Below are 20416 nucleotides of genomic sequence, written 5' to 3'. Positions count from 1 at the left end.
TCCGCCCAACGCCATGTAGGCGCAGGGGAACAGCAGAATTCCGGACCAGCCGACGAAGACGAAGCGATCGCGCTTGAGCCAGTCGTCGAGGATGTCAAATGCTCCTCGAGTCGCTGGCGCGCGTCCAACTGCGATTGTCATTAAGCGAATCTCCGAATACGATTGCGTCGTAAAGTTTTATTGAGTCTTGCGATTGCTTATTTGACATTTTCTGGTTTAAGTATGCAGAAAACGGTTGAGAGCGATCGGGGACTTTACTTTTCTTTACTATGGTACTCATTATAGGAGGAAGCGATCGAAATTTCACCCCCTACCCTCAGAATCGATCGGAATCAGCAGCACCGCCGACGGCGAAGAGCCAAACGATCTCACCCAGAATTGGCGATTCATATTAGATTAAGGATCTAACGTTAAACTTCATATTCGATCGCCCATGTTTACTATCGATGTCATGCTGAAATTTGCTCCCCTTCCCCTATCGGTGCAGCGAAAGACCGAGGAAGAGGCCGAAGCGCTCTACCAGCAAATTCACGAAGCGATGAAATCTGGCACTCCTCAGCTTCTCGAATTAACCTGCGATCGACAAACGGAGAAAAAAGTCTGCGTCCTCACCAGTGAAATTTGTGCTCTCCAAGTCTCTGAGAAATCTGGCGGGGCAACATCGGGCAAACAACCCGGCTTCTTCGCGGCTTTTGCTGAAACGGAAGCCTGATGTCAGAACACCAACAGCCCGCAATCGCCGTTCGGGATTTGTGCTTCAATTGGCCCGACGGCACATCAGTCCTCAATTCTTGTTCCCTGGAAGTGCCCAAGGGAGAATTCTGGATGCTGCTGGGAACCAACGGCAGCGGTAAATCGACGCTGTTGCGATTGCTCGCGGGTTTACTCACCCCGAAATCGGGTCAGATCGAGATTCAGCCTCCCGTGGGTTTTGTGTTCCAAAATCCCGACCATCAACTGGTGATGCCGACGGTGGGGGCTGATGTTGCGTTCGGGCTGGTGGAAGAAAAGTTGTCGCCGGTTCGCGTTCGCCAACGGGTAGATGAAGCTCTCGATTTGGTGAACTTACTTCCCTTGCGCGGTCGTCCGATTTACGCCCTCAGTGGAGGACAAAAGCAGCGAATTGCAATTGCTGGTGCGATCGCTCGTCGCTGCGAAGTCCTGCTTCTCGACGAACCCACCGCTCTGCTCGACCCCGATAGTCAATTGGATTTAGTTCGACAAGTGCGGCAGTTGGTGACCCGCCAGCAAATTTGCGCCCTTTGGGTCACCCACCGCCTCGACGAACTCGATTATTGCGATGGTGGTTTCTTACTCGAACGAGGACGAGTGGTTGCTAAGGGAGAACCGAATCGGCTGAAAGAACGGTTGATGGGCAGTTAAATGCGGCTGTGGGATAAAAATCCAGCGTTCTCAAGATATGAAAATGCAAATCTTGACTTCGCCGCACCATTAACCGTTCCTCCATCGACATCTGGTCGAAATGAAAAATCGAATCAATTTCTAGATTGAAATTCTCAATGTTTCTTGCCTTTTTCCCTTAACCCTTAACCTTTAACCCTTGTCCTCCAAAAGTCTAATCGTATCTCTACTGAGTCTTTGAACGTACCGTGCTCGATTCACTTTTGCCTGAGTTTTCTATTTCCGCCCAAACCGTGCAGTTTGTAATGACTTGCTGTGCCGTGGGAGTCTTTGGCGTTCCTTTCGGTCGATTTTTGGGCAATCTCGTCGCGTGGATTACTCAGAACAGTCCCAATCGTCCTAAGCGTCTTTCAATGTGGATGGCGATCGTTCTCATTGGTTTTGCCTTTTTCCTGGAGGATTTCTGGGGCAGTATTCTGATGGCTTTGGCGATCGGGATGCTGCTCGGTTATGTTTTTTCTCAACAGTTTCGGGAAGATTGGTACAGTCGCGAGGAAGAATAATTCACGGGCGATCGCCCATGGAAGTTACACGTTGTATTGCTAACGTATTATATTTGTATGTCTTAATGTGGGGTTGGCAGAACGTTGCATTATAGGCAAATATAAAAGCAACCTAAACCCTCTTCCTCACTTTTGGCTAGCAACAATGTCACCCACTTCCCCTACCACAATTCTGTTGGTAGACGGCTACAATATCATCGGTTTGTGGCCCGATCTGCAACGGATTCGCGACAACGATGGCTTAGAACCGGCTCGTCGGGAATTGACCGAAAGGCTGATTGGTTATAGTACGTTTCACGGTTTCGATGCGCGGGTGATTTTCGATTCTCAATATCGCAATTCTCGAGGGAATCGAGAGACCGTTACGCCTTATTTATGCGTGGTGTACACCGACTTCGGTCAAACGGCGGATACCCACATTGAAAAAGCTTGTGCCGCCCTCAAACGGGAAGCAACCGTTCGCAAACAACGAACGATCGTCGCCACATCCGATCGCGCCCAACAACTGGTTGTGGTGGGATACGGTGCGGAATGGATGTCAGCTGGGCAACTGGCGTCGGAAGTGGAGATGTCCAATCGTCGCGTGCGTCGCCGACAGCAGAATGCTCCTAAGCGATCGTCGAGGCGGTTACTTTCAAATTCCATAGATCCAGATGCACGGAAGCGTTTAGCCCAGTGGCAGAAAGGACTTTAGCTCGATCGAAACCCATCTTCCAAAAAAAATTTTTTTGAACACTTGCAAACGAGTCCATTTGTGACTAATATAGGAGATGCGCGATTGAGACGTTCCTCAGTAGCTCAGTGGTAGAGCGGTCGGCTGTTAACCGATTGGTCGCTGGTTCGAATCCGGCCTGGGGAGTTTAAACTAAATAATCAGAGCATATAACATCTGTTTGATATTCCAAGTCTGCATTCATGAAGATTGGTTGAGTGTCCGTATCGATCTTTGAAAGCCGGCCGAAACGCAAGAGTTGGGCTTCGATATGTTTCTTCGATCGAGCGCAATTCAGAAAAAAAGCAAGCCCTACGTACAGATTAAGTAAGTACGTAGGCAAGCAAGATTATAGGTGGTAATCTATGGCTCAGGGCAGATTTGAACTGCCGACCTTGGGCTTATGAGTCCCCTGCTCTAACCAACTGAGCTACTGAGCCGTTGTTTTTTCACTCTAACTAGAATATCACATTGTCTGTTGATTTCTCGTTCGAAGATTGAATGTGAATTTTAGTAAACTTATAGCTTCGATAAAGAATAGCTATGTTATCTTGATAATCAAGATATCAAACACAAGCAAACAAACATTGCTTGCTAAAAGATTAAGAGGCACAGGCGCTGATATCTTTCTGCCCGAGCCTAACTTCAGTCCTCAGTCTTAAGTCGGTCACAAGTGGTAGGCTTGTCAAGTCTGTCTTGGCAAAACTAAACCTAAGCCCGGAAAGGCAAGATCGAAAGAGATAGCGCTTAATATGAGTGCTGAAGGGAATGTCAACAACTAGTAATGTACTTGTTAATCTTCAGAACCTCTAATCCTTAGAGTCGATTTCTTTGAAAAATCTGTCGCTTGTAGTTCACTGAGCCTAGCTACCAATAGCTAGGCTCGTCTGCGTTTAGATGCCAAAAGTGCCTTCATGCCATCGTTGGTTCGTGTCAGCCGTTCGAGGGAGGTTCTACACTGTAAGTGAGCAGCAGATCGATGTCGCACAGCAAGATGTCAAAGAGCAAATCAATGGCTTTTTGCTTTGGGGTCATCTAGCTTGAAGGCGTAGAAGCTGTTGAATCGGTGTGAGGAGCAAAAAAGGAAGAAGCGATGGCAAAGGATCGGGAAATTGCGCAAAAATGGCTCGAACGGCTTCAGACTGACTATCCCGATGCAAGTCGGAAAACCCATGAAGGCATCGTTCGTTGGTCGATCGGGGAAAATAGCGATCGACTCAATCAACTCAGCGATCGCCAGCTAGAAATCGTCCTCCAGTCGATGGAGTTTCGCTACAGCATTTTGCAACAACGCTATCTGGGAGTCGCGCCGGAAACCGCCTATCAAAATCTGATTCGGCGATTGGGCGGGTTAATGCTGTTGCGCAACAAAATTCGCACCTGGGTGGCTCTGAGTCGCGATCGCCATCGTACGGTTATCGACGTCATCCAAGAAATCGTCCAGGAACTCCTCAACAGCGATCGCTATTTGCAGCAACAGATGTCTTGGATCGCGCAATGCACTCGAAACGAAAGGTTGCGCAATGCTTTGCTGCTAGCAAGTTTGGAAGAGTATTGCCTGCGTCCGATTCGCAACCAACCCCTGCTGGTTTATCGATTTCTTAACTACTTGCGTCGTTCTGGACGGGGGGGATTAACTCAAGTTCCTACCAAAGATTTAATTCGTTTGGTATCTGCAGAAGTGGGAAGTTCCGAGCGCGAAGATTCGATTAATTTAGTCGACGCGCAAACTCTGGCGCAGTACGAAGACCGCCAAGCCTGGGAAGAACGGCAGACTATGCGGTTCAAAGTTCAAGCAGAATTTGAAACGTATCTCGAAGAAAATGTCGATCCGATTGCGGCGAAGTGGCTGCGGTTGTACCTGCAAGGTTATACCCAAGAGGCGATCGCCACCACCTTGGAGATCCCCATTTCCAAAATTTATCGCCTGCGGGAGAAAGTCGGCTATCACGCCATTCGCGTCTTTGCCCTCAAACAAGCCCCCGATTTAGTTTCGAGCTGGCTCAAAACCTCCCTGCAAGACCACAGCTTGGGTTTGACCCCCGCTTTGTGGGAACAATATTGGGAAAGCCTCGACCCCCAGCAGCGTCACATCCTCGAGGGGTTTCGAGAGGGAAAATCGGCCCAAACCATCGCCCAAGAGCTAGGCCTCAAACCCTCTCAGGTGATGACGGAATGGAACAAACTGTATCTAGGAGCGCACTCCCTGCGCAACCAATCCTAGATCCCTCGATCGAAGGCTCCCGATTGCGGTAATCTTATGAAGATATGTAACGTAACGGCGAGTCAGTAGATGGCAGTTAAAGTTGGAGATACCGCACCGGATTTTACCCTTTCTTCTCAGACGGGAGAACCCATCAGCCTGAAAGACTTTCGGGGTCAAAAAGCCGTCGTCTTGTACTTTTATCCCAAAGACGATACCCCCGGATGCACCAAAGAATCTTGCGGGTTTCGCGACAGCTACGAAACCTTTACCGACGTCGGGGCAGAAGTGATCGGGATTAGTGGGGATTCGGTCAGTTCCCACCAGCAGTTTGCCAGCAAGTACCAGCTTCCATTTACCCTGATTAGCGATGTGGGCAATAAGGTGCGCCAACTCTACGGCGTTCCGGCAACTTTCGGACTTCTGCCGGGTCGAGTTACCTACGTCATCGATAAAGAAGGGGTGGTGCGGAACATCTTTAACTCTCAATTAAATTTTCAGGGTCATATTGACGAATCGCTCAAAACACTTCAGGGGATGTAATATCCAGTTCGGTTGAATACGCGCGCGCTTTACCGTGAAGCGATCGGGGGGAGAGAATTGGAGAAGAAATTGGTGCCGGTTGTGCTTTGTTGTCACCCATTATCCGCACTCGATCTCAAAGCTGATCCCCATCGCCACTTTGTTATGACTGACTCGATCGAGTTGGCAGCAAAATCGTAAACTCCGTTCCTCGATCGGGTGTGGAAACGCAAGTCAGTTTTCCCCCGTGTTTTTCCGTCACAATTTGATAGCTAATTGAAAGTCCCAAACCCGTTCCTTTGCCAACGGGTTTCGTTGTAAAAAAGGGATCGAATAATCGCGCTTGAATCTCGGGAGAAATTCCTGAACCATTATCAGTAATGTGAATAGCAACCCACTCGAGATCGAGTGCTTGCGTGCGAATCCCAATCTGTAATTCCTTTCCAGAGCGAGAAGAAATATTTTGGTAAAATTCTTCTTCTAACGCATCGATGGCATTACTGAGAATATTCATAAAAACCTGATTCAGCTGCCCGGAGTAGCAATCGATCGAGGGTAATTTTACATACTCTCTAACGATATGAATTTGCGGACGATTTCCCTTTCCTTTTAAACGATTTCCTAAAATCAGTAAGGTACTTTCAATTCCTTCATGAATATCCACAAGCTTGTACTCAGCTTCATCAAGCCTGGAGAAATTACGCAAAGATCTAACAATACCTTGAATACGTTCGGTTCCCACTTGCATTGATGCAATTAATTTCGGTAGATCGTCTTGAATAAAATCAATTTCAATCTCTTCTAGAACCCGATCGAGTTCAGCATCAGAATTATTATTTTTTGTCTGATATAACTGAATAAATTTAAGTAAATCACCAATATAGTCTCGGGCATGAGCCAAGTTGCCGTGAATAAAATTAACGGGATTATTAATTTCGTGAGCGATTCCCGCCACCATCTGCCCTAAAGAAGACATTTTCTCACTTTGAATTAACTGAACTTGTGCTTGTTGGAGCTGATGCAAAGCTTGAGAAAGTTCGCGAGTGCGTTCTTCCACCCGATTCTCTAAAGTTCGAGTTAAATTGTACAGCTGTAAGTGAACCCGAACTCGAGCGAGGACTTCTTCTTTTTGAAAGGGCTTGGTAATATAATCAACAGCACCTAATTTTAGACCTCTCACTTTATCGACGGGATCGGGAAGAGCCGTCATAAAAATAATCGGAATATCCTTCGCGAACGGATCGGATTTGAGACGAGCGCAGGTTTCAAATCCATTGATTCCTGGCATCATTACATCGAGTAAAATCAAGTCGGGGGGCTTGTATTTAATTTGTTCGATCGCACTTTCACCATCGAGGGCGACCGCCACTTGATAGTTCACTTCTGTCAAAGCACCAGATAACACTTCTAAATTCGTCGGAGTATCATCGACAATTAAAATAACACTTTGATGTTCGGGATTAAATTCTTGATGCATCGCAAATAATTTTTAATGAATTAGGAGGATTTTGAGGGATGTGCGTCAACAGCCTCTTGAAGTCGCTCTCTAATTTTTTTCATTTGAAAGCCTTTCGCCAATTGCTGGATATCTCGAACGAATTGAGTCCATCCTTCATCCGGATTTTGAATGCGATCGAGTTCGATTGCGATCTGATTTAACAAACCTTGTTTGGCCAAATCGAGTAATTTTTCTAAGTCTTCAACGGGCGGAAATTTCACTTCACTTTTTGCTTCGCCAACCGATACACCCGCTTCTTGTGGTTGGTTTTCTGGTTTTTCTTCGTAAATCCATTCCAACTTTAACAGTTGTTGGAGTTTGGTCAAGAGTTCTTCCGCTTGCACGGGTTTGGGGAGAAAGTCATTCGCCCCGGCAGCTAAGCTTCGATCGCGATCGATTTCCCAAACACTCGCCGAAGAAACCAAGACGCACAAGTCTTTTAATCGTTCGTGTCCTCGAATGAGCGCAAGCAATTCTAACCCGTTTGTTACTGGCATCTCTAAATCCGCGATCGTGCAATCGAGAGGAGTATTGAGTGCCATTTCCCAACCCTCTCGACCGTTAGCCGCTTCTAAGACATCGAACCCTAACGGTTGCAGAAGATTTGCAACGACCGATCGATTTTCCCATCGATCGTCAACAATGGCGATCGCGCGCCTTTTTCCCCGATAACCGATAATTTTACCGCCATCGGTGCGAGTCGTACGATCGACCCATTCGGTCGCTTCAATTAACGCTAATTCAAACCCAAACCGACTGCCTTCTCCCGGCTGGCTGCTGACTTCAATTTGACTGTTCATCAATCCCAAAATTTTCTGGCTGATGGTCAATCCCAATCCCGTTCCGTTCGCACGATGTTTTCGATCGCCCACCTGCTCGAAGGGGAGAAAAATTTGCTCCAATTGCTCCGGATGCATTCCCATCCCCGTATCTTCAATTTGAAAGCGAATTCTCCACAGAGTTTGGGGAGCGCTCTTGGAAGATTTAGAAGGAGTCGCGGACTCATCGAGAACGATGGGCCGTTTCTCCATGGCACGCACTTTAAAACTCACCCCTCCACCATCGGTAAACTTAATCGCATTTCCCAGAAGGTTGAGCAGGACTTGGCGCAGGCGTTTTTCATCTGCACAAATGCCCGCAGGTAAGTCGGGAGCACCATGGTAGTCAAACGCAATTTGCTTCGCCTCGGCCCGCACCCGACACATTTCCACCACCCCTTGCAAAAATGCCGGCAAGTGAAACTCACTCGGGTACAACTCCATTTTGCGCGCTTCAATTTTTGAGAGATCCAGGACATCGTTAATGAGCGTCAACAGGTGCGATCCGCACTGATAAACGATATTGACCCCGTGACGTTCTCGTTCTCCCAAAGTCGTTGATTGTTGGAGAATTTGCGCGTACCCCAAAATCCCGTTTAGGGGCGTTCGCAGTTCGTGACTCATACTGGCGAGAAAGTCGCTTTTGGCTTCGCTGGCGGCATCAGCCCGTTCCTTCGCCGCTTCGAGTTCGACCGTCCGTTGTTTGACCCGACTTTCGAGTTGTTGCGTCCAATCACGTAACTCGGCTTCCGAACGTCGCAGGGCTTCCTGGGCTTGTTTGCGGGCGGTAATATCCCGAACGATGGCCAAGTATTCTCGATCGTCGTCATTTTCCAAGGACGAGAGGGATAACTCCACCGCAACGGTTTCGCCATCGAGATCGAAGGTTTGCTCGCTGCGGGGTTGCCATTGTTCGATCGCCTCTGGAAGTCCTTGAAGTCTCGATCGCAGCGGATATCCCACCAAATCGAACGGTTGCCGTTGAAAGAGAGTCATCGTCGCGGGGTTGATTTGGCGAACCCTCCCCTTACCGTCCAAAACGACGATCGCATCTTGAGCCATCTTAAACAGCAGTTCCGATCGTTCTCGAGCCTCAATAATCCCTTCGGCTTGGGGTAAACTCGTCCAGCAGGCGATCGCTACGCCGAAAAATGTCACCGTCAACACCAGGATTACCAGCAGGCTGTCCAACGTACTACCGGGCAACGCATCGAGCCAGGAACGAGCTTTCCAACCCACCATCGTCGCAGAGCAAACCAGCAGAATCAACACCGCCACCTGAGTCCCGACAAAATCCTGGAAATCGCCACTCGATCGCTGGCGATAGCACTCCATCCACCATTGAGGATGGCAGATTGCCCAGGGTGCCCGGCGGATGAGGCGATCGGCGATAATAATCAGCATCGGCACCAACAGACCAATAATAAAATCCCCCACACTCCAGGCAATTCCCCCCACGAGCAAGACGACAGCTTCGATGCTAAAAAACACCAAAGACCACCCGGGCCAGAGAACTTCAGATTTTTCTCGATTCAACCACAGTCCCAAATGTACGGACATCATCGACACCATATAGCCGATTCCCGTAATGGCAATAATGTGGATGATATCGCCCCAAACTAAACACGCAATACTAATAATGAGCGTAATAGTCAACGCTGGACCGAGAACGCCCCGGCGAGAAATCGCCCCAAAGACGGGAGATAAATAACCATCTCGGGCGAGTTGGTACACAACTCGGGCGCATAAAGCCACCGTGTTGGCGCAACTGAGCAAACAGGCAAATGCAAGTAACAGCACCACCAATACTGTTGCCGACTCGCCCCAAAATTTTTCGGCACACAGCACGAGATTGAGTAAAGCATCATCCCCCAAACTCCTATCGGTGGCCAAACGCATTACCACCCACGAACCGCCGAGATAGACGATGGGCAGCAAACTCGCTGTCAGCGCCAGATAGCGCAGTGCGGCAAAGGGTTGGCGGCTATCGGCAATAAAGGCGGCTGCACCTTCGCTGGCATAGACGGCGTAAACCGCAACCAAATACCATTTCGCCCAAACAATGGGGTCAAAACTCGACCAATGTTCTGGCAACAAACCCGGACTGTCTGGGGAAAATGCCAACCAACCCAACCCTTGTATGGCAAAGACTAACAGAAACCCAATTGCCGGGAGCATGAAAACCAGGTGCAAGATGGCCAATGCCCGATTGCCGCTAAAAGCCAGGACGAAGGCAATGAGCGTAAAGCCAATTTTGAACCAGACTTCCGGGGGGTGGATATCGTAGGGAACGAGCAAGGTGGAGAGGAGGTTGTTCAGAACGATGGCATTAATGGGAATTAACGCCGCCCAGCTCAGAAAATAGCCGATCGCCGCATACAAACCGAAGTGAGGGTATTTTTGCAGCAACTGGGTGGCATAGTTAGGCGTTCCCCCGGCAATATCCGGTCGAGCGGTTCCCAAACGCGCCAGCTGTAAGTTGAGCAGCATGGCAACCAGAACCGCAGGCAGCCAAACCCAAATGGCTTGGGGACCGAGGGCGACGTGCATTCCAATAACGGTTCCAGGCCAAACGAGCAAACCGTTGAGGCTGAAACCAAAATCTTCCAGGCGACTAAAACTGCGCGAGAGTCGTCGCGTTGGTAATTGCTGTGGTGGCATGGCGGCAAACTAGATCGAAAGCGGTTAGAGAGGGTTAGCTCGAATCGCCATCAATATTATTTGCGAAGGTGTTGCCCTCGCAAATTCCACCCTACAACATCGATCGTTCTAGGGCGTGTCATCAATAAAACCCGATCTCGGTCGCGACCCGATCGGTTCATTGGAGTTTAGACAAATTTAAGCCCTCGAAACGTCAAACCCCGATCTTGACTTTAAGAGTTTTCTGGAGGATTCGGGAATGTTAGACCCCAAAATCTCACCACATTAGGGTTTTAGACTTGGCTATCGTTGTTTTATCTAAACTCGAGTCAGTTAAGTTACACCCAAAAAGTTCTTGGCTCGCTTCTCGTAACGAGTGGCGATCGCTTTAGGGAAAGAGCAACTCTCCAGGATGTGGATGCAGTTCGACAGGCGTTAACGCGATTCACGAACGATCCTCGATCGTCAACCCGATCCGATTGAATTACAGCTCAACAGAATTAACTGCCGCTCTTGAAGCGATCGCACTCCATCTAACCCCAATTCCACCATAGCCAAAATCTCACCGACCGTCTTTCCTCCGGCGTCACAACCCTGCAAAAACTCATGCTCGCCATCGGTGAGGGAAACGAGCTGGTAGTCGCCATCAAAAATGGTGCGATCGGGCCATCCTTGGATGCACGGACTCAGTTCTGGAGTAGCGGCAAGCAGGGTCTCATCCTGGGACCAGTCGGCTTTGGCAAGGGGGAGTCGTCCCAGGAAAAATTCGTAGTGGGTTAGTTCTGGATCGAGGAGTTCCACCAGGCGATAGTATTGGCGATCGCTAAGGTGTTTTGCCCGTTCGATGAGTTCGTTATCTTTGCCTAAAAGGCGATCGAGCTGCCAGTAGCGAGGGTTGGAGAAGCCGATAAATTCTAAACCCGAGGCATCGATGAGTTCAAATAGGGTATCGATATTGTAATCCACTTCCTGGGGATGGAGGTACATATCGGCAAAGTTGGCATCGCGATGGTTTTCCAACGCCCACCGTCGCTTGTCTTCCCGGACGATCCGGTTATCTTCCGGTAGGGCAGCGAACATTTTTCGCCCCAGGCGAACCCCGGCTTCGTAGTCCTCTTTCTCGTCTCCCTGAAGCAGAGCGATCGCCTGTTGCATCAGTTGGATTTCTCGCCGTCCCAATTCTGCATAAACGAAAATATGGAAAAAGCCACCGGGAGCGAGTTTGGGAGCTAGGGCTTGGATGCCGCGAATTGGATCGGGGAGGTGGTGGAGAACCCCAACGCAGTTAATTAAATCGAACTCGCCATCGAGGCGATCGGCATCGTAGATACTCAGATTTTGGAACTCTACCCGATCGGCTCCCGATCGCTGGCATCGTTCCCGTGCCACTTCCAGCGCCCCCGGACTCAAATCGATTCCCGTTACTTGCGCTTGAGGGTTCAGATGCACCAAATACTCGGTTCCCACCCCCGTCCCGCACCCAGCATCGAGGATGCGAACGTCCTGGCGGGAGGGCTTCATCCTGGTACAGAAACTGTAGGCTGTCAGCCAGTTCCAGCGCCAGTTATACCCCGGTGGCGGCTCGTCGAGGAGGGGTTCGGGGGGGAAGGGATAGGTATCGTAGAGCTGGCGAACGGCCTGGCTGATATCTGAGTTCATCGGGCGCGGGGATGGCTGATGTGAATGCAGATGGCTATTCTACCGCGCTCTGCGATTGGGGAGAAGGATGGGAGTGGAAAATGCAAGATTCCAGCGCCAGACCGATCGTCTTGGATGGATAAATTGAGACGGAGATCGCTCGGTTTTCGTTACATAAGTTCGTGTTTGAACCCAAAAATTGCCGGTCTGCCATCCAAAATTTGGGGAAAAATCGAGAGGATTTAGAACGATTTTGCGTTGTTCCAGGGTTATGATATTCTAATTTTGTAAGCATGCTTTTCAAATTTATCGTACTTAAATCAATCCGCCATCGGAATACACACCAACCTTTGATCGATTAGCGATCGCACCCAACCCGTTTTAGAAGTTAAGTGAATATACAGTTAAGGTAGTATGCCCTCCCCATCTCTACCTCCAGTCACAGGTGCAATATATATAAATGCGTGAGAGCGAATTCCCATGGTCACCACTCAGCCCAGAAAATTCACCTTTGCAGAGTATCTCGCTTATGAAGACGATACGGAAAATCGCTACCAACTTATTGATGGGGAGCTAGTTGCATTGCCGCCCGAATCTGGACTTAACAGCTACATCGCTCGCTATTTGTTATTCTCCCTGGTCAGTAGCGGTCTCGCTCCTCTGGCACTGATTGCGATCCACGATTGCGAGCTTCAGGTTCCGGTGTTGCAACCCGGAGACGCTGCCAACCGTTTCCCCGATTTGGTGGTACTGCGAGAGGAACACTGGGAACTGACGCAAAAGCGATTGACGATTACCTTGGAGATGCCCCCACCTCGGTTAGTTGTAGAAGTGGTGAGTCCTGGCAAAACCAGTCGAGAGCGAGATTACCAACGCAAACGCGCTCAATATGAAGCAACGGGAATACCCGAGTATTGGATTGTGGATACTCAAGAAGAACGGGTGACAGTGTTGTATCTAGAGGAAGGGCGATACGTGGAGGTGGGGGTATTTCGGGAAGAAGACATGATACTTTCTCCTCTATTTGGCGAATGGAAGCTGACGGCACAGCAAATCTTCGATTCCGGCTTGAGTTAGGCGATCGCACCGCGTCCTTTACATAAATTCATGTTTGAGATAAAAAATGACGGTTTTGCCAGCCAAAATGGGAGGGAAATCGAGGGTTGAAAGAACGATTTTGCGTTGCTTCAGACTTGTGATATTCTATTGCGTGGGGTATGTCGTGCAAACTTATCGTACATCAATCATTATGCGAGGATGAACTCAGAAACTCTTAACCGTCACTCAAGAGTCGATTCCGATGCGGCTTTACGCCCCAAAGTATAAAAAATAGTGGCATCGTTCCAAATTCCCCGTTCGGTATTTAACATCTCCAATTCGGCATAAAATTCCGCTTTAGCTTCTGCCAATTGCTTGGAGGAAAGTTGCAAGAGGGGATTGGGATGTTGCCCTGGTGTTGGAGACAAGCCATCATTGAGCCACATCCTTTTTGCCTTTTCTAAACTGATGTAGCTCCCATCTAGTTCTGTGTGAATTTCAATCTCCTCAAAACCGGCTTGTTTTAATAAGTCATCGCATTTCTCGACGGTTCCAGTCGGCTGACTCAATTGAAGAGAAACACCATACCGTTCAAGTACCGTTTGTGCGACAACTCCCCCAACAAAAGCAGTATCTGCAAAAGCATGGAAGCTCAATAGCCCTCCCGGTTTGAGAAACGAATACCAAAGCTTTAACGCACCGACTAAGTCTGACATCCAAATGAATGCAGACGAACAAAAAATACGATCGAAACTGTTGTCTGGGAAATTTAAGGCTTCGGCATCTGCCAAACAAAACTCAATGTTATTCAAGTTGAGCTTTTTCGATTTTCGTTGCGCAACCTCGAGCATTCCTGCCGAGATATCGATGCCAAGAACTCGACCTTCATCTCCGACAATTTGAGCGGCTTCGATGGCAACCATACCGGTTCCCGTGGCAATATCTAAAATCTGCTGTCCAGAATTGAGTTTTGCGTATTCAACAAGACGGCGAGCAATTCGCGGATGCCAATCACCGTTATCGTAATCAGAACTGCGAGCATTATATAGATTTGCGATTTGTTGTTTATAGTCATTGAGTTTAATTTGGGAATTCACAATAATCGACCTCGCATATCCACTCAATATTGACCTAAATTTTCAAGCCGATCGCTAACCAACAACTTCATCGGCAAAACTCGTCCAGCGCGCAAACTCAAACGGTCCCGCGATCGATCCCCAAACATGTTCGTCCGTTGCCGGATCGCGACCCCGATCGAGACTGACTAATCCCCCCTCACTGACCTCAAACGTACTATCGAGATACGTATTTTTGCCGTTGCGTTCTACCATGCAGGCTTTTCCCGGTTCGACCACTGCCTTAAAACTCTGCCCCGTCCACTCCACGACAAAATTGCAACCGGGCAGTTTTTCCAAGCGATCGGCTGTTAATTTCACCAACCGTTCCCGATCGCGAGAAGCCCCAAAAAACTCCTCCTTATCCCGAATCGCGTAATTCTCTACCTGAATGCGATCGTCCACCACCACAAACTTCAACACCCGCGATCGATAAGGCTGATTCAAAGTAATCGCGTAGGCTTGTTCCAAGTACACGCTATACCCCGACAGCAAATCGTAAGGCAGCGGACGCATACACACCCGAATTTGCGCAAATAACGGGGGGTTTTCAAACGCCTGTTCTTGGTTACTAAAATCCCCCGCCATCCAGCGTACGAGGGTGGAAATATCCGTTGAATGAGTCATAGGGAGTAGGGAATGGGGAATAGGGAATGGGGAATGGGGAATGGGACATGGGATGACGCAGTGACGCGGGGACGCTGTAGGGGCAAAGCATTTGAGCGATAAATTCTCTCCAGAAACGAAACCTCACAAATCCAAATGCTTCGCCCTTTTCACCGGACTATCTGACCTCAAACATGACTGAAACACACATATAAATCCTCAACTCTCCTGCTTAAAAACCATTACCGACAAAGCCGGGACGGTAATTTCCAAAGCGTAAGGCCAGGGAGACGAATTCCACTGCCGAGTTTCGAGAGTGGGGATATCGAACATCCCGTAACCGCCATACTTTTTATCATCCGTATTTATCAATTGCCGATAGGTTCCCGCATCCTTAACCCCCAACCAATAATTCTGATAGACATTCGGTTTAAAGTTACATACCACCATCAAAACATCATCAGAGTCTTTCGCTTTGCGGGTATAGGTTATCATTCCACGGGGCATATCGTTACAATCAATCCACTCAAACCCCGCATTGGTAAAATCATCGCTGTAGAGTGCCGGCTCGGAATGATAGATTTGATGCAAATCTTTGACCAACTGATGCAGTTGCCGGTGAGGTTCCGATTCGAGTAACCCCCAATCGATATCGGCCTTCACGTTCCATTCCCGCATTTGTCCGAACTCCATCCCCATAAACAGAGTTTTCTTACCGGGATGGGTAAACATATAGGCAAATAGACCGCGCAAATTTGCCAATTTCTGGGACTCATCCCCCGGCATTTTTTGCCACAGATGACCTTTCCCGTGTACCACCTCATCGTGGGAAAGGGCTAGCATAAATTTTTCCGTGAAAGCGTACCAAATACTAAACGTCAGCTTATTGTGAACGTTAGAGCGGTCTTGGGGTTGAACCAGAAAATAACTTAGGGTATCGTTCATCCACCCCATATTCCACTTAAAGTTAAATCCCAAACCCCCCACATCGACAGGGTGAGAAACTTTTTCCCAAGTGGTAGATTCTTCGGCGATCGAAAGCACTCCCGGATACTCTTTAAAAATGGCGGCGTTCAGTTGTTTGAGAAATTCAACGGCTTCCCAATTTTCTCTGCCACCCTGAGCATTCGCAACCCATTCTTGGCGTTCGTAATCTAGATACAGCATCGACGCCACCGCATCCACCCGAATCCCATCAATGTGATACTTTTCCAACCAAAATAAGGCACTCGAAATCAGGAAATTGCGAACTTCGTAGCGATCGTAATTAAAAACCAGAGTTCCCCAACCTTTATGTTCCCCTTTTCGCCAATCGGCATATTCGTACAAATGAGTGCCATCAAATAACGCCAACCCATGTTCGTCTTTCGGGAAATGACCCGGAACCCAGTCGATAATCACGCCAATGCCCTCTTGATGAGCGCGATCGATAAAATACATGAAATCTTGGGGCGTACCGTATCGCGAAGTTGGCGCGTAGTAACCCACGACTTGATAACCCCAAGATCCATCAAAGGGATGCTCGGTAATCGGTAATAATTCAAGATGCGTGTATCCGACTTCCTTGACGTACGGAATGAGTTTATCTGCCAGTTCTCGATAGGTCAAAAAACGCGCACCCGGCTTATCGAGAATGGGAACCGCTTCACCGGTTTCTGGAGGAGTTTCCAAACTCGAATGCAGCCAAGACCCCAAATGCACTTCATAAATCGAAATGGGTTTTTCGTGCAGCGCGGTATTTCTTCGATTTTCCAGCCAAGCCTCATCGTTCCAAGTGTAGGATAAATCGGTAACAATCGATGCTGTAGCGGGGCGTAACTCTTGCTGATAGCCGTAAGGATCGGTTTTCAAGCAGCAATGACCGTTCGCTGCCTTCACAGCATACTTATACTTTTCTCCCGCTGCGATCTCGGGAATAAAGACTTCCCAAACCCCCATGGGGTTACATTCCATTGTTCCCTGACCGGCATCCCATTGATTGAAATCACCCACCACGCTCACTTCTGAGGCGTTCGGTGCCCAAACAGCAAAGTAAACCCCCGGTTTTCCATCCTGGTGGGTTAGTTTTGCACCCAGCTTTTCATAAATCTGGTAGTGCTTGCCTTCTCCAAATAAATAAGCATCAACTTCTGTAAAACTCTCTACTACTTGAAGTTCTGTCATCTGCTTAAGAATATCGATTTCCGTTTATTTTTATATGGATTTAGGTTAAGTGTTTGGACTCAACAGGTATTACCCTCGACTCAATTTATGAAGCTCGCTCGAATCTATAAATTTTTAGCACCCTGATTCGATCGAAATGATTGATACTTAGCTCCAAGCTAATCAGTTTTTAACCGAAATAGTAAAAACTGCGTCACCTGTTCTTCGCTAAAATTATCATCGCTAATCAAGAGTAAACTTGGGCTACCATCGGGTAATTTTGGACCTAATGTCATTCCCTCCAAATTATCCAGCGTCAGATCGAGGTCTCCCAAATCTAACACCAACTGCTTGCGAATCGATCGCAACCCAGAAATATCCCCCTTCAACGTCTCGTACCCGGCAATATCGTTGGCATCACCCAGAGTTAGCTGAAAAATTTTCGCCCCATTTCCCCCCACGCCAAAACTGCGTTCCAAACTCAAGAAATGACCGCCACCATCGATGGACACCAACTCCGTCAACCCATTCACCGCCAAAAACGGCGGTGGTTCTAAACGGTATAAATGTTCTGCCAGAATTTGCGGGCGACCTCCCGTGACCAAATAATGAAGCAATCGAACTTTTGCCCGTTCCGGAGTCGAATCGGCAGACTCGTCAATATTCTCCACATCTTGCAACAGGGCCGATTCCGTTGCCGCAAACACCCGAAACGGTTCGCCAGGAACCATCGTGCCGCCAAAATTCAGCGTTAGAGCTTCAAAACCGAGGTTATTCTGTACCCCCATGGTTTGCAACTCACCGGCTTCGTCGGGAGCGTAGTAGGGCGGCAGGGGGTACAACTGCTGCAACTGTCCCGTTGCCAAATCGTACTCTCCCACAAACGGTGCGATCGCCGCCGAGGAGTCCCCTTCGCTCGAAATCGCCACCGTCCCCTGGGCCGTGAGGGCAATGCCTTCCGGGTCGATGGAACCTGCCGGATAGGGTTTGCCGTCTTGGTTTTTGAGGGTGGTGACATCCTCTATGCTGACGCTACCCATACGAATTCCATCGCCGTTTTCATCATTCAAGGCAACGCGCAACGTATAAAACCGAGACGGTGCTAAGTTGCCCCGATCGTCGGAAATCGCGTAGAATCGATCGCCCGCACGATCGTAGGTCAGTGCTGACAACCCACCCACGGGAGTTTCCTCAAATGTCGTCTCCGGCAATTGATACTCGTCGAGAAATTCTAGGGAAAGATCGAGAAAAAGGCGATCTTGGGCTTGAACTTGGGGCAGGCCACAGGCGGCGAGTAGCGACAGTAGGACGATGGCGACAAATCGCCGCAGAAAAGATAAAACAGGAAAGAAATGGGGCATCTCGATCGAACAATAACTTCCGCACCGATCGTGCTTCAAATCTATGCTTAGATCGGCGATCGAATTGCTAATTTTCTCATCTTAAACTGGATCGGGATCGTGAAAAACCCTTTATTCTCCTCCTTTCAATTCATCCAGGCGTCCCATTGGGGATTGAGTCTGTGGGTGCTGTTAACCCTGTGTGAGGGAGGTATCGTACCCTCTGCACTCGCGGCATCCTCCCGCCAAACCCCCAATGCGATCGCCCAAACGGAGGATATAGAAGATATCTTTGCCAATCCCCTCGAACTGACCGAACCCGATCCCCTCCTCCCCGAACCCGATCGCGAGCTAAGCGATGCCGAACGCCGAACCCTCGAGCGTGCCCTAGACGAACTCAACACGCAAGCCACGGCAGAATTTACCGCCGGCAACGTTCTCGAAGCCTTCGAACTGTGGAACCGGGAACTGCGCCTGCGTCGCTATACCGACCCCATTTCGGAGGTTGAAGCCCTGGGAAGAGTGGGGGGTAATGCCCTAGATGAAGGGAACTTCGTCCAATTGCAACTGGTTTCCGCCCGGTTGCGGCAAATCCAGGAAACGCAACTCGAACCCGACGAGTGCGAGGACGATCGAGAACGGGCAACAGTCGATTTAGAGCTACTGCAAGCCCTGGGTGTGGCTTACGATCGCGTTGGAGCCCCCGAACGGGCTGTCCCCCTCTTGCAGCAAGTCCTCGCCGAATCCCGTCGCCGCCAAGATACCCGCCAGGAAGAGGAAACCCTCAACGATCTCGCCCGCATTAGTTTAGATGCCCTCGATTACCCCGCCGCCGCCCAATCCTACGAAGACCTGCTAACCCTGGCCCAATTTCGCAAGGATACCGACAGCGAAGCCACCTACCTCCAGCAACTCGCCTTCGCATACCAGAAAATGCAACAATTGTTGCTACCTCTCGATCGTCAGCGAGAAATCCTACAGCGCTCGATCGAAGTGCAGCAGCGAATCGTCGTCCTCATCGAACAGCAAATCCAAACCCCCGCGATCCAAGCCGAAATTGTCGATTTGAGGCTGGAAATCGCTGCTGACTACGTCCAACTCAGCCAGATCGAGACGGAAATCGCCACGGAACTCCAAGCCCAGAATCAAACCGAACTCGCCGATCGCAGCTTGGCCTCCGCCGAGACGAATATCCGCTTCGCCGAGCAAATTTACCGGGAAACCTACGAGTTCTCCTGGTCCCTGCAACAGTTCTACCGCGCCAGCGAAGCACTCACGCAACTTGGGGCACTCTACGAATCCCTCGATCGCTTCTCAGAAGCCGTGCAAGTTTACCAAACCCAACTCGATGTCTTACAACTCGCCCGCGATCGCTACGGCATGACGATCGCCTACGATCGCATGGGCAAAATTTTCCAAACCACTGGAGCTTATACCCAAGCCTTGCAGGCATACCAGAATGCCCTCGCAATTGCCCAGCAACTGGGCGATCGGCAAGACTACTTCGCCCTACAAATCGAACGCATCCAGCAGCGGAGTCCCCGGTAGGAGGAAGAATGGGGTGAGGCACTCAGCGATATCGCTGAGTGCCTATCTACTCGGACATCTTAAAAATAGGACATCTTAAAAAGCTAGAAGCAAGCTTTCGCTGAGTACGGATAGCTGATGGGACTTTAGGAATATAGTTTTGAGAGATAACTTTCTTCCCATCCCCCCATCCCCCCATCTCCCCATCCAAACTGCTCCCTCATTTCAAGGTGAATGAGTTCTAGCTCTAATGGGGATAACCGTAGAGACCCGGAGAATACGCCTCAATCACGTTTCCCGTTCTCGCACAAGTCACCATCAAGTAATCGCACGCCGGACATTGGGTTCGCGTTAACTGGCTATCTAAGAGGTGATGGCGTTCGGCGTGACTGCCACAGTTGGGACAGCGAATAGCATATTTTGAGTGCATTTCAACCTCTTCTATTATTGTTAATTGTTGTTGCATTGTGAAGAAAAAATTAAAAAGTATTGTTGCTTACAGTTTTTAAGTCAATCGAGAGTATTTGATGCCATCAATTTTTTAAAAATTGATGCAAAAAAAAATAAGTTACTATCTTGTCATTATGTCATGACTTTTAGATAGCGTCAATCAAAAAAATAGGGGATCGACTGTTTAATAACGATCCCCAGTAGTTTAAAGTCCTTTGTAAGTAATGCCTTTCTAGCATTTC

The 20416-nt window shown here is 49.0% G+C and carries 16 protein-coding genes, 2 tRNA genes and 1 pseudogene; 9 read left to right on the top strand and 10 right to left on the bottom strand.

Features of this window, described 5'->3' with window-relative positions; genetic code table 11:
* A pseudogene (locus tag AC2215_RS14060) lies at positions 1-141 on the bottom strand (photosystem II D2 protein (photosystem q(a) protein)); the annotation flags it as partial.
* A 292-nt stretch (positions 142-433) separates the two neighbouring features.
* Here AC2215_RS14060 and AC2215_RS14055 point away from each other — a divergent pair.
* The 5 genes from AC2215_RS14055 (at position 434) to AC2215_RS14035 (ending at position 2784) form a co-directional block, all read left to right on the top strand.
* Positions 434-712 carry a UPF0367 protein family gene (locus tag AC2215_RS14055; protein ID WP_486810635.1) on the top strand — a complete coding sequence of 93 codons (279 nt, stop codon included), beginning with the start codon at positions 434-436 and terminating at the stop codon, positions 710-712.
* On the top strand, positions 712-1383 hold the full coding sequence (locus AC2215_RS14050; protein WP_486810634.1) for an energy-coupling factor ABC transporter ATP-binding protein: 672 nt from the start codon (positions 712-714) through the stop codon (positions 1381-1383). The genes AC2215_RS14055 and AC2215_RS14050 overlap by 1 nt, the downstream gene beginning before the upstream one ends.
* A 227-nt stretch (positions 1384-1610) precedes the next feature.
* On the top strand, positions 1611-1925 hold the full coding sequence (locus AC2215_RS14045; protein ID WP_486810633.1) for a hypothetical protein: 315 nt from the start codon (positions 1611-1613) through the stop codon (positions 1923-1925).
* Positions 1926-2070: 145 nt separating this feature from the next.
* Entirely contained in the window at positions 2071-2619 is a 549-nt protein-coding gene (locus AC2215_RS14040) for an NYN domain-containing protein (RefSeq protein WP_486810632.1), read from the top strand.
* Between the two features lie 93 nt (positions 2620-2712).
* Positions 2713-2784: transfer RNA gene (locus AC2215_RS14035), tRNA-Asn, on the top strand.
* A gap of 219 nt (positions 2785-3003) precedes the next feature.
* Here the strand turns inward: AC2215_RS14035 and AC2215_RS14030 are convergent.
* Positions 3004-3077, bottom strand: a tRNA-Met gene (locus tag AC2215_RS14030).
* A 653-nt stretch (positions 3078-3730) separates the two neighbouring features.
* Between AC2215_RS14030 and AC2215_RS14025 the strand changes: the two genes are divergently transcribed.
* Together AC2215_RS14025 and AC2215_RS14020 are read left to right on the top strand one after the other, a co-directional pair.
* Positions 3731-4861, top strand: coding sequence for a HetZ-related protein 2 (locus AC2215_RS14025; RefSeq protein ID WP_486810631.1), 1131 nt, complete (start codon positions 3731-3733; stop codon positions 4859-4861).
* A 69-nt stretch (positions 4862-4930) separates the two neighbouring features.
* Positions 4931-5383: a peroxiredoxin gene (locus AC2215_RS14020; RefSeq protein ID WP_486810630.1), complete on the top strand. Its 453-nt coding sequence runs from the start codon at positions 4931-4933 to the stop codon at positions 5381-5383.
* Positions 5384-5525: 142 nt separating this feature from the next.
* Here AC2215_RS14020 and AC2215_RS14015 read toward each other — a convergent pair whose 3' ends face one another.
* From AC2215_RS14015 to AC2215_RS14005, 3 genes are all read right to left on the bottom strand, one after another.
* Positions 5526-6839, bottom strand: a complete 1314-nt coding sequence (locus tag AC2215_RS14015) for a sensor histidine kinase (protein ID WP_486810629.1) — start codon at positions 6837-6839, stop codon at positions 5526-5528.
* A gap of 20 nt (positions 6840-6859) precedes the next feature.
* On the bottom strand, positions 6860-10339 hold the full coding sequence (locus AC2215_RS14010) for an amino acid permease (protein ID WP_486810628.1): 3480 nt from the start codon (positions 10337-10339) through the stop codon (positions 6860-6862).
* A gap of 444 nt (positions 10340-10783) precedes the next feature.
* Complete coding sequence (locus AC2215_RS14005) at positions 10784-11977, bottom strand: class I SAM-dependent methyltransferase (protein ID WP_486810627.1); 1194 nt, start codon at positions 11975-11977, stop codon at positions 10784-10786.
* 459 nt (positions 11978-12436) lie between these two features.
* Here AC2215_RS14005 and AC2215_RS14000 point away from each other — a divergent pair, with 459 nt between their 5' ends.
* Positions 12437-13033 carry a Uma2 family endonuclease gene (locus tag AC2215_RS14000; protein WP_486810626.1) on the top strand — a complete coding sequence of 199 codons (597 nt, stop codon included), beginning with the start codon at positions 12437-12439 and terminating at the stop codon, positions 13031-13033.
* Between the two features lie 203 nt (positions 13034-13236).
* Here AC2215_RS14000 and AC2215_RS13995 read toward each other — a convergent pair whose 3' ends face one another.
* From AC2215_RS13995 to AC2215_RS13980, 4 genes are all read right to left on the bottom strand, one after another.
* Positions 13237-14091: a class I SAM-dependent methyltransferase gene (locus AC2215_RS13995; RefSeq protein WP_486810625.1), complete on the bottom strand. Its 855-nt coding sequence runs from the start codon at positions 14089-14091 to the stop codon at positions 13237-13239.
* A gap of 54 nt (positions 14092-14145) precedes the next feature.
* Complete coding sequence (locus AC2215_RS13990) at positions 14146-14736, bottom strand: CpcT/CpeT family chromophore lyase (RefSeq protein WP_486810624.1); 591 nt, start codon at positions 14734-14736, stop codon at positions 14146-14148.
* Positions 14737-14934: 198 nt separating this feature from the next.
* Positions 14935-16878, bottom strand: a complete 1944-nt coding sequence (gene glgB, locus AC2215_RS13985; RefSeq protein WP_486810623.1) for a 1,4-alpha-glucan branching protein GlgB — start codon at positions 16876-16878, stop codon at positions 14935-14937.
* Positions 16879-17036: 158 nt separating this feature from the next.
* Positions 17037-18218: an esterase-like activity of phytase family protein gene (locus AC2215_RS13980; RefSeq protein WP_486810622.1), complete on the bottom strand. Its 1182-nt coding sequence runs from the start codon at positions 18216-18218 to the stop codon at positions 17037-17039.
* Between the two features lie 99 nt (positions 18219-18317).
* Here AC2215_RS13980 and AC2215_RS13975 point away from each other — a divergent pair, with 99 nt between their 5' ends.
* Complete coding sequence (locus AC2215_RS13975) at positions 18318-19745, top strand: tetratricopeptide repeat protein (protein ID WP_486810621.1); 1428 nt, start codon at positions 18318-18320, stop codon at positions 19743-19745.
* Positions 19746-19971: 226 nt separating this feature from the next.
* Here the strand turns inward: AC2215_RS13975 and AC2215_RS13970 are convergent, their stop codons facing one another.
* Complete coding sequence (locus tag AC2215_RS13970) at positions 19972-20154, bottom strand: replication restart DNA helicase PriA (protein WP_486810620.1); 183 nt, start codon at positions 20152-20154, stop codon at positions 19972-19974.
* Between the last annotated feature and the right edge of the window lie 262 nt (positions 20155-20416).

This window comes from Zarconia sp., assembly GCF_057467645.1.
This window is presented reverse-complemented; position numbering and strand designations above follow the sequence as displayed.